Source organism: Streptomyces sp. NBC_01454 (assembly GCF_036227565.1).
Taxonomy (GTDB): Bacteria; Actinomycetota; Actinomycetes; order Streptomycetales; family Streptomycetaceae; genus Streptomyces.
Genome location: NZ_CP109460.1, coordinates 1,827,083 through 1,839,948, shown reverse-complemented (window position 1 = coordinate 1,839,948; position 12,866 = coordinate 1,827,083). Strand labels below are relative to the sequence as shown.

The 12,866-nt window shown below is 72.9% G+C and carries 8 protein-coding genes and 1 pseudogene; 4 read left to right on the top strand and 5 right to left on the bottom strand.

Features of this window, described 5'->3' with window-relative positions; genetic code table 11:
- Positions 1 to 112 precede the first annotated feature (112 nt).
- Positions 113 to 1,894, bottom strand: a complete 1,782-nt coding sequence (treZ, locus tag OIU81_RS07925; RefSeq protein ID WP_329145283.1) for a malto-oligosyltrehalose trehalohydrolase — start codon at positions 1,892 to 1,894, stop codon at positions 113 to 115.
- 188 nt (positions 1,895 to 2,082) lie between these two features.
- Here treZ and OIU81_RS07920 point away from each other — a divergent pair, with 188 nt between their 5' ends.
- Positions 2,083 to 2,628: a DUF1707 and FHA domain-containing protein gene (locus tag OIU81_RS07920; protein WP_329145281.1), complete on the top strand. Its 546-nt coding sequence runs from the start codon at positions 2,083 to 2,085 to the stop codon at positions 2,626 to 2,628.
- Between the two features lie 105 nt (positions 2,629 to 2,733).
- On the opposite strand, the pseudogene OIU81_RS07915 reads toward OIU81_RS07920, so the two are convergent.
- The 3 genes and pseudogenes from OIU81_RS07915 to glgX form a co-directional block, all read right to left on the bottom strand.
- Positions 2,734 to 3,071 (bottom strand): annotated as a pseudogene (locus tag OIU81_RS07915) (GTP-binding protein); the annotation flags it as partial.
- Between the two features lie 188 nt (positions 3,072 to 3,259).
- Positions 3,260 to 5,719 (bottom strand): malto-oligosyltrehalose synthase, encoded by a 2,460-nt coding sequence (gene treY, locus OIU81_RS07910; RefSeq protein WP_329145279.1) that lies wholly within the window; start codon positions 5,717 to 5,719, stop codon positions 3,260 to 3,262.
- 133 nt (positions 5,720 to 5,852) lie between these two features.
- Positions 5,853 to 8,060, bottom strand: a complete 2,208-nt coding sequence (glgX, locus tag OIU81_RS07905; RefSeq protein WP_329145277.1) for a glycogen debranching protein GlgX — start codon at positions 8,058 to 8,060, stop codon at positions 5,853 to 5,855.
- A gap of 241 nt (positions 8,061 to 8,301) precedes the next feature.
- Here glgX and OIU81_RS07900 point away from each other — a divergent pair, with 241 nt between their 5' ends.
- From OIU81_RS07900 to OIU81_RS07890, 3 genes are all read left to right on the top strand, one after another.
- A complete protein-coding gene (locus tag OIU81_RS07900; protein ID WP_329145274.1) occupies positions 8,302 to 9,117 on the top strand; it encodes a Tat pathway signal sequence domain protein in 816 nt (271 codons plus the stop codon).
- 40 nt (positions 9,118 to 9,157) lie between these two features.
- Positions 9,158 to 10,489, top strand: coding sequence for a copper amine oxidase (locus OIU81_RS07895; RefSeq protein ID WP_329145272.1), 1,332 nt, complete (start codon positions 9,158 to 9,160; stop codon positions 10,487 to 10,489).
- A 100-nt stretch (positions 10,490 to 10,589) separates the two neighbouring features.
- Entirely contained in the window at positions 10,590 to 11,840 is a 1,251-nt protein-coding gene (locus OIU81_RS07890; protein ID WP_329145271.1) for an SAV2148 family HEPN domain-containing protein, read from the top strand.
- A 70-nt stretch (positions 11,841 to 11,910) separates the two neighbouring features.
- Here the strand turns inward: OIU81_RS07890 and OIU81_RS07885 are convergent, their stop codons facing one another.
- Entirely contained in the window at positions 11,911 to 12,711 is an 801-nt protein-coding gene (locus OIU81_RS07885; protein ID WP_329145268.1) for an SDR family NAD(P)-dependent oxidoreductase, read from the bottom strand.
- Positions 12,712 to 12,866 lie beyond the last annotated feature (155 nt).

Genomic DNA, 12,866 nt, shown 5'->3' with positions numbered 1-12,866 from the left:
GGGCGGCCCACCTGGTAGGAGCACCAGTAACCCATCCGGGGGATGGCCGCACAAGGGAGGCTGACAGCCATTCACCTTTTCAGCCGAGCGCCCCACCGTGCTGCCGCCCGCGCTACGGCCCCAGCACCACCGCCGACTCCGGCGGCAGCCGCAGCACCCCGTCCGCGCCGGGGAGCACCGCGCCGGGCCAGCCCGCGAGCGCCCGCAGCCCGGCCCCGCCCCGCCCCGCGCCGTCGACGGGGACGGCGGCCGTGGCGTCCCGCGCGAGGTGGACCGCCACCCGGAGCGGGCCCCGCCGCAGCAGCAGCCAGCGGGCCTGCTCGTCGAAGCGGACGGCGGTGTGGCGCGGATCCGGATCGGTCAGCGGGGGCAGTTCACGGCGCAGCGCCAGCAGCGTGCGGTGCCAGGCCAGCAGTGTGGCGTGCGGCTCCCGGGCCGGCTGGGCCCAGTCCAGGACGCAGCGGTCGCGGGTCGCCGGGTCCTGCGGATCGGGCCAGTCCCCGGCCCGGCCGGCCCACTCGTGCGCCGCGAACTCGCGCCGCCGCCCGGCCCGTACCGCCTCCGCCAGCTCCGGATCCGTGTGCGAGGTGAAGTACTGCCACGGTGTGGTCGCCCCCCACTCCTCGCCCATGAACAGCATCGGGGTGAACGGCGCACACAGCACGAGGGCGGCGGCGCAGGCCAGCAGGCCGGGGGAGAGCCCGGCGGCGAGCCGGTCGCCGAGTGCGCGATTGCCGACCTGATCGTGTGTCTGGGCGTAGGCCAGCAGCCGGTACGCGGGTGTCACCCGCAGGTCGAGGGGTGCGCCGTGGGCCCGGCCGCGGAAGCCGGAGGGGGTCCCGTCGTGGAAGAAGCCACCGGTGAGCGTCTTGGCGAGGGCGGCGAGCGGGGCGCGCGCGAAGTCGGCGTAGTAGCCCTGGGATTCGCCGGTCAGCGCGGTGTGCAGACTGTGGTGGAAGTCGTCGTTCCACTGGGCGTGCAGCCCGAGACCGCCGTCCGTCCGCGGTGCGGTGGTCCCCGGATCGTTGAGGTCGGACTCGGCGACGAGGAACATCGGCCGCCCCAGCTGCCCGGCCAGCGCATCGACGGCGGCGGACAGTTCGGCCAGGAAATGCGGGGTGCCGTCGTCGTGCAGGGCGTGGACGGCGTCCAGCCGCAGTCCGTCGAGCCGGAAGTCCCGCAGCCAGGAGAGCGCGCTGCCCAGGAAGTAGCCGCGCACCTCGGCGGACCCGGGGGCGTCGAGATTGACCGCCGCGCCCCAGGGGGTGTGGTGGGTCTCGGTGAAGTACGGCCCGAACGCCGGGAGGGGGTTGCCGGACGGGCCGAGGTGGTTGTGCACCACGTCGAGCAGCACGCCCAGACCGTGACCGTGCGCGGCGTCCACGAACCCCTTGAGGCCGTCCGGCCCGCCGTACGGCTCGTGCACCGCCCAGGGCGCGACCCCGTCGTACCCCCAGCCGTGCTCGCCGGGGAAGGGGCAGACCGGCATCAGGGAGACATGGGTGATGCCCAGGTCGGCGAGGTGGCGCAGCCGTGCGGCGGCGGCACGGAAGGTGCCCTCGGGTGTGAAGGTGCCGACGTGCAGCTCGTAGAGCACCGCGCCGGGCAGCGGGCGGCCGGGCCAGGGGTGCCGCCACCGGAACCGGTCGTGCTCGACGACCGCACCCGGCCCGCCGGGGCCGTCCGGCAGCCGGACGGCCCGCGGATCGGGGAGCGGTGGCCCGTCGTCGAGCCGGAAGGCATAGCGGTCACCGTCGCGGGCCGGGGCCTCGGTGCGCCACCACCCCGCGCGGCCGGGGTCGCGCTCCAGCACGACGGCCGGCTCCCCGGCGCGGTCCCCCGCCCACTGGAGAGCGACCCGTCCGGCACCCGGCGCCCACACCTCGAACAGCACGGCCGTCCTCCTTCGTTCGCGGTCCCGACGAAGAAAGCATGCCCGCGCACCGCCGGCCGGCCCCGCGCGTCGACACCGGCCATCTCGCGCCATCCCGCGGCCCGCTGCTTCGACCCGCCCGCCCACCTGCACCGTCCGCGCGGCCACATCGCCTGGACAGCGGCTCGCGGGAGCCCGAGAATCGCGGTATGACTTCGCTCGAGTTCCCCGCGCGTCCGGCGCGCCCGTCGGATGCGGACCGGGAACGCGCTCTTGATCTGCTGCGTGACGGCGCGGCGCAGGGACGCCTGTCCCAGGACACCTTTCTGCGGCGACTGGAACTCGTGCTCACCGCCCAGCAACAGTCCGAAATCGATGTGGCCACCGCCGATTTGGCCAGCCGCGGCAAGGTCCAGGGCACCGTCCTGCGGATGGTGGGCCGGGCCTCGGCCTTCCACATCCGGGTGCGCCGGGCCTGGAGCAGGGAGCGGCTGCCGAAGCTGCTGCTGCCCGCGCCGGGCCCGCTCCCGCTGCTCATCGGGCGGGCGCCCGGCGTGGGCCTGCGCCTCAACCACGACACGGTCTCCCGGGCCCACGCCGAACTCCGCAGCGCCGGCAAGGGCTGGGTGCTGCGCGACCTCGGTTCCACCAACGGCACCTGCGTCAACGGCCGCCGGGTGGTGGGCGAGGTGCCCGTCGGCCCCGGCGACCACATCACCTTCGGTCAGGTGGATTACGTCCTGACGGAGCGCTGAGCGGGCGGCGCGGCGGGCCCGCGCCGGTCTCCCGCACCCGGCCGGCCGCGCCGCACCCCGGGGTGCGGCCGCCGCCTCAGCTCACCCGCCCCGTGCTCCGCCGCACCGGCCGGTCGCGTGCACGCCCTCCACCGCGGACAGCAGCAGCACGGCGCCGTCGAGCACCCCCAGGGCGCGTTCGACCTCGGCGATGAAGTCGGCGTGGCCGGGGGTGTCGATGAGGTTGATCCGGACCCCGCCGACGGTGAAGGAGACGACGGCCGAGCGGATGGTGATGCCGCGCAGCCGCTCCAGCTCGCCGGTGTCCGTACGGGTGTCACCGGCGTCGACACTGCCGAGCCGGCCGATGGCGCCGGCGTCGAACAGCAGCCGCTCGGTGAGGCTGGTCTACCGGCGTCGACGTGGGCGAGAATCCCGATGTTCAGGGTGTGCGAAGGAAGCATGGAAGGTGAAGTCCTCAAGAACTGTCGTCCGGTGGGGGCGATGAGTAGTTCCGAGGAATCCGCGCATTCCGTTGCTCCTTGCTGAAGGGAAATCGGTCGTACGCGGCCATGCTGCCGGCCCTGCGCGGACCCGCAACCGCATTTCAGGGCGCGGGCCGGAGCATGGCTGCGCCCCGCCCCACCAGCCCTCACCCCCGCACGAACAGCGCCACCGGTGACTCGTCCAGCAGCTCGTTCAGGCCCACGACGGCGCCCTCCGGGAGGGTGCGGCCGGTCAGGAGTTCGTGCCAGGGGCCGCCCGGGGGGAGGCGCAGCAGGGTGTCCCACCAGCCGCCGGTCTCGACCAGGCGCAGCGCGAGGCGGGTCACCACCGTCAGGGCCCGGCCGCTGCGGCAGAAGGCCACACAGTGCTCGGCCGCCGGGCCCTCCGCGTACACCGGTTCGTAGGTCGCCGTGGCGCCGAACCACTGCGGATGGTCGCGGCGCAGGCGCAGGGCCGTGGCGGTCAGCCGGAGTTTGTCGCCCGAGAGGTCGTGCGGAGCTGCTCCGCCGTCCAGCGCGTCGAGCAGCTCGGGGCGGAAGCGGGCCGGGCGCCGGTTGTCCGGGTCGACCAGTTCCGGCTGCACGTGTTCGGTGCCCTGGTAGAGGTCGGGCACGCCGGGCATGGTCAGCTGCAGCAGCGCCGCACCCAGGACGTTCGCGCGGATGAACGGCGCGAGCTCATCCCCCAGCGTGGTGAGCGGGGCGGCCGCGGGACCGCACGGGCCGTTGCGGACGAACTCCTCGACCGCCTCCTCGTAGCCGGTGTCCGGCTCCGTCCACGTGGTGCGCAGCCCGGCCTCCCGCACCGCCTTGAGGACCGCGGGCGCCACCCGGTCCGCCGCCGGTCCGCCGGCCGGTGTCCCGAGGCCGAACGCGGTCTGCCATGCCAGCCACGACACCATCGGATCCCTGGGGCCGGCACCGCCCGCCCGGTCGCCGCCGATCTCGCACACCGCCGTGCCGGGCATCGCCCCCAGCACGTCCCGCCACCGGTCGGGGCACTCCGACAGCACCGCGATCCGCGCCCGTACATCGGCACTGCGTTTGGTGTCGTGCGTGGAGAGCACGGTGCCGGATTCCGGCCGCTCCCGCTGCATCCGCGCGCAGTACGCGTGGAACGCCGCGGGGGCGAGCGCCGGCGTGCCGGGGTCGCCGCCGACCTCGCAGGCCGACAGCAGCACCGGATAGCGGTAGAAGGCGGTGTCCTCCACGGATTTGGCGCGCAGCGCGGACGCGGTCTGGGCGAACCGGGCGGTGAAGTCGGCGCAGTCCGCGCTGTCGTGGTCCGGGTCGTCGGTGAGACGGCCGAGCGCCAGATCGTGGACGAGGTCCACCGCCCGTGCCTCCTCGGGCACCCGGAAGGCGGTGCGTGCCCGCGCGGCCACCGCGCCCAGCATCGCCGCGTCGTGCGCGGCCTGCCCCGGCTCGGCGGCGTAGGGGCGGTAGACCGGCAGCCGCACCAGCAGTTCGCGCAGGGCCTGGCGCAGCGCCCACGGTGCGTGGTCGCCCGGCGCGGGGACGCGCGCGCTGATCCGGGCCGCGGTCCGCACCAGCCGTTCGACCTCCGCGGCCAGGTCGTGGGTGACGACCTCGTACGCGGCCCGGCGCACCGTCTCCTCCCAGTCGCCGCCCTCGTCGGCCAGCGGCGTGACGAAGTCCCGGTAGTGGGAGAACAGCCGCCCCGCGCCCTGCGGGCAGACGAACAGCCCGTCGATGTGCCGCAGCGCGTCATAACCCGTCGTGCCCGCGCAGGCCCAGCCCGCCGGCAGCCGCTCGTCACCGCTGAGGATCTTCTCCACCACCGTCCAGCGGCCGCCGGTCCGCTCGTGCAGCCGGGCCAGATAGCCGCCGGGGTCCACCAGCCCGTCCGGGTGGTCGACGCGCAGCCCGTCGATGACGCCCTCGTGCAGCAGCCGCAGCACCGTGCCATGGGTGGCCTCGAAGACCTCGGGGTCCTCGGCACGGATCCCGATCAGCTCCGAAATGGTGAAGAAGCGGCGGTAGTTCAGCTCGCTGCGGGCCAGCCGCCACCAGGCGAGGCGGTACCACTGGGCGTCCAGGAGGCGGGGCAGCGGCAGCCCCTTGGTACCGGGACGCAGCGGAAAGGCGTGCCCGTGATACCGCAGCACCTCGCTGTCGACGCGCAGCTGCCGGGTCTCCTCGCCGAGCCGGCCGCCGAGCAGCGGCAGCAGCAGCCGGCCGCCGTGTCCCGCGTCCCAGTCGATGTCGAACCACCGCGCGTACGGGGACGCCGGGCCGTCGCGCAGCACCTGCCACAGCGGCCCGTTCAGCGACAGCGGCTCCGGCACGGCCATGTGGTTCGGCACGATGTCGACGACCAGCCCGAGGCCGTGCGACCGGGCCGTGGCCGCCAGCGCCCGCAGCCCCGCCTCGCCGCCCAGTTCGGCCCGGACCGTCGCATGATCGACCACGTCATAGCCGTGCGTGGACCCCGGCACCGCCTCCAGCACCGGCGAGAGATGCAGGTGGGAGACGCCGAGGGCGGCAAGATGCGGGACCGCCCGCTCCGCGGCGGCGAACGGGAAGTCCGGCTGGAGCTGCAGCCGGTAGGTGGCGGTCGGCGACGGACTCGATGGCTGCGTCATGGGAACACCCGTACCCCGCAAGCGGCCCGTTGTGTCATCCGCTTCCGGCATTGGTGTCGGGCCGTCCGGCGCGTCGGCGCGCCGTGGGGCACCCGCGGCCACGGGCGCTCCGCCGGCGCACCTGGGGCGTGCCCTACGCCGGCCGCCGCAGCACCAGCAGGCTCCGGCCGATGAGCGTCAGCCGGTCGCCGGCCTTGACCTTGGCGCCCCCGCCGTCCGCCACCGCCCGCGGCCGGTCGGTGTCCACGACGACCTGCCACTGCCGGCCCAGATGCTCCGGCACGATGAACTCCTTCTCCTGGTCGTGGGCGTGGAACATCAGCAGGAACGAGTCGTCGGTGACCGGCTCACCCCGCGGGCCCGGCTCGGAGAGGGAGCTGCCGTTGAGGAACACCGTCAGCGACTTGGCGTGCACCGACTGCCAGTCGCGCGGCCCCATCTCCTGGCCGTCCGCCGTGAACCAGGCGATGTCGGACAGCTCGTCGGAGGTGCCCTCCCTCGGATGGCCCTGGAAGAACCGCCGCCGCCGGAAGACCGGATGGTCGCGCCGCAGCCACACCATCTGCCGGACGAACGCCAGCAGCGCCAGCTCCTCCGCGTCCCCGTCCGCCTCCTCCGCCCGGTCCGCGTCCGCCGCCGTCTCGCCGGCCTCGCCCACTTCGTCGGCCCCCTCGGCCCCGCCCGGACCCCGGCGCTCCGGCCAGCGCACCCACGACAGCTCGTTGTCCTGGCAGTACGCGTTGTTGTTGCCGCCCTGACTGCGCCCGAACTCGTCCCCCTGGCTGAGCATCGGCACGCCCTGCGACAGCATCAGCGTCGCCAGGAAGTTGCGCATCTGCCGGGCCCGCAGCCGCCGGACCCCGGGGTCGTCGGTCGGTCCTTCGGCGCCGCAGTTCCAGGACCGGTTGAAGCGCTCGCCGTCGCGGTTGTCCTCGCCGTTGGCCTCGTTGTGCTTGTCGTTGTACGAGACGAGATCGCGCAGGGTGAAGCCGTCGTGGCAGGTCACGAAGTTCACCGAGGCCAGCGGCCGCCGGCCGTCCTCCTGGTAGAGGTCGGAGGAGCCGGTCAGCCGGGAGCCGAACTCCGCCAGGGTGCGCGGTTCGCCCCGCCACAGATCCCGCACGGTGTCGCGGTACTTCCCGTTCCACTCGGTCCACAGCGGCGGGAAGTTGCCCACCTGATAGCCGCCCTCACCGACGTCCCACGGCTCGGCGATCAGCTTCACCCGGCTGACGACCGGGTCCTGGTGCACCAGGTCGAAGAACGACGACAGCCGGTCCACCTCGTGGAACTGCCGGGCCAGCGTCGCCGCCAGATCGAAGCGGAAGCCGTCCACCCGCATCTCCTGCACCCAGTAGCGCAGTGAGTCCATCACCAGTTGCAGCACATGGGGGCTGCGCATCAGCAGCGAATTACCGGTGCCCGTGGTGTCCATGTAGTACTGCCGATCCTCGCACAGCCGGTAGTACGAGGCGTTGTCCAGCCCCCGGAACGACAGCGTCGGGCCCAGATGGCTGCCCTCGGCCGTGTGGTTGTAGACCACATCGAGGATCACCTCGATACCGGCCTGGTGCAGCGCCCGTACCGCCGTCTTGAACTCCAGCACCTGCTGTCCGCGGTCGCCCCAGGACGCGTAGGCGTTGTGCGGGGCGAAGAATCCGATGGTGTTGTAGCCCCAGTAGTTCGTCAGCCCCGCGTCCACCAGCCGGTGGTCCTGGACGAACTGGTGCACCGGCATCAGCTCCAGGGCGGTGACCCCGAGCTTCGTCAGATGGTCGATGATCGCCGGATGCGCCAGCGCGGCATAGGTGCCGCGCAGCTCCTCGGGGAGCTCCGGATGGCGCATCGTCAGGCCCTTCACATGGGCCTCGTAGAGCACCGTTTCGTGATACGCGGTGCGCGGCGGGCGGTCGTCACCCCAGTCGAAGTACGGGTTGACCACCACCGACGCCATGGTGTGCGGCGCCGAGTCCAGGTCGTTGCGCACCTCGGGGCGCCCGAAGTGGTAGCCGTAGACGGCCTCGTCCCAGTCGATCCGGCCGCTCATGGCCCGGGCGTACGGGTCGAGCAGCAGCTTCGCCGAGTTGCAGCGCTGCCCCCGCTCCGGTTCGTAGGGGCCGTGCGCCCGGAAGCCGTAGCGCTGCCCCGGCATCACGCCCGGAAGATAGGCGTGCCGCACAAAGGCGTCGCTCTCGCGCAGCTCGACGGCGGTCTCCGAACCGTCGTCGTGCAGCAGACACAGTTCGATGCGCTTCGCGGCTTCGGAGAACACCGCGAAGTTGGTGCCCGCCCCGTCATAGGTGGCACCCAGCGGATACATCTGTCCCGGCCAGACCTGCATGGGGTAGACCCTTCCACTTTCTCGGCGGGCGCTGCGGCGACGCCACGACACACCTCAGCGGAACAAGACGCAATCCTTGCCCAACTTTTCGCAACTTGTCGCACAGAGAGGGCTTTTCGCGAGATCTCCGCTGAATGGTGGGCAACCTGTCGCGATGTCGGATCGTCCTATCAGTCGTCCTACTGGAGGACCGACGGGGGACCGACATGCGTGTCACGGATCGTGACAGCAGGGGGGAACTGTGCACCACCTGATGCACCGCCACCTCGGCAAGATCGTCGCGGGCGCCGCACTCGCGCTCACGGGTACCGCCGCCATGGCCGCGATCACCTTGCCCTCCGACGCCGGAGCCGCCGCCGGCAGCGGGAACGGCAGCCGCCCCGCCGCGGCCGGCGCCCCCGCCCCGGGGCGCGACGGCGGACTGCCACCGCCCGGCGTCGTCGAAAAGGCCCCCGCCCAGGGGGAGCGCGGGACGGGACGGGACCCGCTCACCGACGACGAACTCCGGCGCGCCCAGGACCTGGCGCTGCCGCGTACGCGCCACGGCGCCACCGCGGACGTCACCGGGAAGCCGGGGCTCGAGCGCCTCACCACCGACCTGGTCGAACTCACCCCCGCGGAGAACCGGCTCGCCGACCCGCCGCGCCGGGCGAGGGTCTCGTTCTACGACTACCGCAGCGACAGCTACCTCACCACGACCGTCAATCTCACCACCTCGGCGGTGGAGTCGGCCGACACCCAGCACGGCGTCCAGCCGCCGCCCGGGCACGACGAGGCCGTCGAGGCGGCCCGGCTGCTGATCGCCGCCCCGCTGGGGGCCGGTCTGCGCCAGGACTACCGCGACGCCACCGGGCACGACCTCACCGGCCCGGGCCCGCTGTCCGTCACCGGCTTCGTCTACCGCGGCCGGGCGGAGGGCGCGGCCCCCGGAGCCCTCGGCGACTGCGGGAAACACCGCTGCGTCCGTCTCTTCACCAAGATCAAGAACGGTCAGTGGATCGACACCCGCCGCTTCGTCATCGACCTCAGCGCCCGCACCGTCGCCCGCCTGGGCTGAGCGCGTCCCCACCGTCACTCCTTCGCACAGGAGCCCCGTCATGCCCGAAAGCCGCCCCACCGGTGCCCGCTCCCGCGGCCCGCGCCGCCGCACCACGGCACTCGCCGCGGCCGCACTGCTGTGTGCCGCGCCCGCCCTCCTGACCGGCCCGGCAGCCCAGGCCGCGCCCACGGCTCCCGCCGCACCCGCTCCCCGGTGCAGCCCCGCCTACCGCCTCACCCAGACGCTCGACGGCGGCACCGTCTGGCGCATGTGCTGGCACTACGAGGGCAACGCCGGCCTCGTCCTGGACGACATCTCCTACCAGCCCAAGGGCGAACGCGCCCCGGTCAAGGTGCTCACCACCGCCAAGCTCGCCCAGATCCACGTCCCCTACGACGACGGCACCAACGAGTACGACGACCTCACCGGCCAGGGCTTCGCACAGGGGCTGCAGAAGCTCGACCCGGCCGAATGCCCCGGCGGCACGATCAAGACCGTCCGGGTGCCCGGCGCCTGGGACCCCGCGCACCCCGACGTCAGCGGTCTGTGCGCCACCACCCGCGCCCGCGGCCACGCCTACCGCAAGGGCCCCTACCCGGGCGAGAGCGCCCGGACCTACCAGCTCCAGGGCAAGGACCTGCTGGTCTACACCGTTAACAAGGTCGGCTGGTACGAGTACATCACCGAGTGGCGGTTCGCCGGCGACGGCACCATGACCATGCAGGTCGGCGCCACCGGCACCGTCTCCCCGGGTGACTACGACGCCGGCGACGGCCGAGGGATGCCCCTCGGCAAGGGCGCCAAGGACTACGCCACCAGCCACAGCCACAACGTCTTCTGGCGGTTGAACTTCGGCCTGGACGGCTCCACCACCAACAAGGTCGAGCAGTTCGACTCCGCGCTCACGGCCCGGTCCGGCGGCCGCACCCCCACCATCCGCACCACCCGCACCCCCGTCACCAAGGAGCTGGCCGGCGACGCCGGGCCGCTGCGCTGGTGGCGGGTGGTGAGCGACACCGGAAAGAACAAGGACGGCCATCCGCGCTCGTACGAGATCGTCCCGGGCCGCTCCACCAAATACACCGGCCGCGGATACACCCGGCACGACATCTATGTCACCGACTACAAGGCATGTGAGCAGTTCGCCAGCAACAACCTGGCCAACTGTGGGGAGGGAGCCGGCCGGAGCGTGGACACCTGGGTCAACGGCCAGCCGCTGAAACACCCCATCGCGTGGGTCAACATCGGATTCCACCACATCGCCAGGGATGAGGACCAGGAGCCGATGCCCGTGCACTGGCAGGGCTTCCAGCTGGTGCCCCGCGATGTGACCGCTATGAATCCGCTCACTCCGCCCGCGTTGGCCGGGCACAACGGGCACTATGGATAAGGGGAGTTGCTGACCGACTCGACCCATCCTGCTGCACCGCCTCCCGCACCGCAGTAGTCTGCCTTGATCGTTGGCACGGGGGTTCGGAAGGCGGTGGCAGGTGAGCGGCGGGCTGGAGTTGCCCCCTGGTGACGAGAGTCATGAGGGCCATGAGGGCGGCTCCGTCGACGCACCGCCCGGCGCGGTGTCCCTGGCGCGACCGCTGGAGATCGGCGCTGAGCTGGACTGGGGCGCCGATGCCTGGAGCGAGGTGCGCACCCGGGCCCGCCGGGCCGGGCGCGCCTACATCTGGCTGAATCTCGTAGAGCAGCGACTGCGGGCCGTCGTCGCGGCCGTCCTGCGGCCCATCTACGAGCCGGTGCACGGCGACGAATGGGTGATCGCCGCGGCCGGCCCGGCCGGACAGGAGTGGGTGCAGCGCGCGGTCGCCGTGCGCGAGGTCAGCCGCCGCAAGGGCTACCTCCTCGACCCCGCCGACGACAACATCGTCAGCTTTCTGACCCTGCCGCAACTCCGCGAACTGATGGTCCAGCACTGGCCCTGCTTCGAGCCCTACTTCGACGACCGCCGCGATGTCGAGCTGGCCCTCGACGAACTCGAGGTCGCCCGCAATATCGTCTCCCGCAACCGCGCGCTGTCCGAGACGGTGCTCGCCCAGGCCGAGCGGGCCTCCGCCCGCCTGCTGGACATACTCGGCTCCGGTGTCGGCACCCGTATCTCCGGACGGCTGCCGATCGACGCGGTGGAGGACCTGGTCGGCGACCGCTACGCCGATGTCATCGGGGTGCACCCCGACCGGGTGCGGCTGCAGCGCCAGCTGCCCGCCGAGGACCTCTTCGGCGGCGCCCGCCGCCTGGACGCCGTGGGCATAGGGCTGAACCTCCTGGTCCAGAACTACTCGGGCCGGCGGCTGGTCCGGCTCGCCGAATCCGGCTGCCGGGTGCGGCTGCTCTTCCTCAACCCGGCCAGCAGTGCGGTCCGCCGCCGGGAGCGCGAAATCGGCCTGAAGAAGGGCGAGATGAGCCGCTCCATCGAGATGAACATCCTCCATATGCGACGGGTGCGCGCCCGGCTGCGCGACCCCGGCGCCTTCGAGATCCAGGTCTTCGACGAGACCCCGCGCTTCACCGCCTACCTGGTCGACGGCGACGGGCCGGACGGCGTGGCCGTCGTCCAGCCCTACCTCCGTAAGAGCCGCGGGATGGAGTCCCCGGTCCTGGTCCTCCGCGGCGGCGGCCGCGAGGTCGTCCGCCAGGACGCCCGGGAGGGGCGCGACGGCGACCACGGCCTCTTCGAGACCTACCGGGAGGAATTCGAGAGCATGTGGGCGGATTCGCGGCCGGTCTCCTGACCGGGCCGCGGAAGGTCTGCTGCGCACGGAGAAGCGGAAGGGCGGGGCGCCCCGGAGGGAACGGCGGCCGCTACGGCGTTCCCGTGATGCCTCCGTCGACCCGTAGTTCGATCCCGTTGACGTAATCCGCCAGCGGGCTCGCGAGATAGGCGACCGCGGCCGCGATGTCCTGCGGCCGCCCCAGCCGTCCGCTCGGGTTCGGCGCGTACTCCGCGACGATGTCCGCCTCGTCCCGGCCGGCCCCCTCGTCCCCCTCGTCCCCTTCGGCGGCCGCGCGCTCCTCGATCATCCGGTACATGGAGGGGGTGACGATCACCCCCGGGCTCACACAGTTCGCGGTGACGCCCGTCCCGGCGAGATGGCGGGCCAGGCTGGTGGTCATGTTCACCACGGCGGCCTTGGCCGCGGAGTACGTCACCATGTGGGGCAGCGGCGTCCGCACGGCACGGCTGCCGATGGTGATCACCCGGCCCCAGCCGTGCGCGCGCAGCGAGGGCAGCAGCGTCTGGCTGACCCGTACCGTCGGCAGCACGTTCCCCTCGAAGGCGGCCCGCCAGTCGGACGGCTGGGAGCTGTCCCAGTCGTGTTCGGCGAACGGACCGGCGTTGTTGACGAGGATGCGGGCCCCGAAGTCCCGTGCGGTGAGCGCGACCTGCTCGGCGACGCCCGGTTCCGTCAGATCCCCCAGCACCACCTCGGCCCGCACGCCGCGGGCGGCGACCCGCTCGGCGACGGCGGCGGCGGCCCCCGGATTACGCCCGTGCACGAGGACCTCGCACCCCTCGTCCGCCAGCATCTCGGCGATCGTCGCACCGATGCCCGAACTGCTGCCCGTCACCAGCGCGCCCTGTCCTGCCAGCCGTAGGTCCATGACGGCCAGCCTAGTGTCCCGGGCGGGGCGGGAGGGGGCGGGAACGGAGGAGGAAAGGTTACGTGCCGGGTGCGGGTGCGGGTGCGGGTGCGGGGGCCGGGGTGGCGGGGCCGCTGCGCGCGTCGGGTGGCCGGTCGGTTGTCAGTGGTGCGTGC

What these genes read in the sequence shown, in the direction of transcription:
- OIU81_RS07920 (WP_329145281.1), top strand. Translation starts at nt 2,083, where the DNA reads ATGACTTCGCTCGAGTTCCCCGCGCGTCCGGCGCGCCCGTCGGATGCG.
- treY (WP_329145279.1), bottom strand. Translation starts at nt 5,719, where the DNA reads ATGACGCAGCCATCGAGTCCGTCGCCGACCGCCACCTACCGGCTGCAG.
- glgX (WP_329145277.1), bottom strand. Translation starts at nt 8,060, where the DNA reads ATGCAGGTCTGGCCGGGACAGATGTATCCGCTGGGTGCCACCTATGAC.
- OIU81_RS07895 (WP_329145272.1), top strand. Translation starts at nt 9,158, where the DNA reads ATGCCCGAAAGCCGCCCCACCGGTGCCCGCTCCCGCGGCCCGCGCCGC.
- OIU81_RS07885 (WP_329145268.1), bottom strand. Translation starts at nt 12,711, where the DNA reads ATGGACCTACGGCTGGCAGGACAGGGCGCGCTGGTGACGGGCAGCAGT.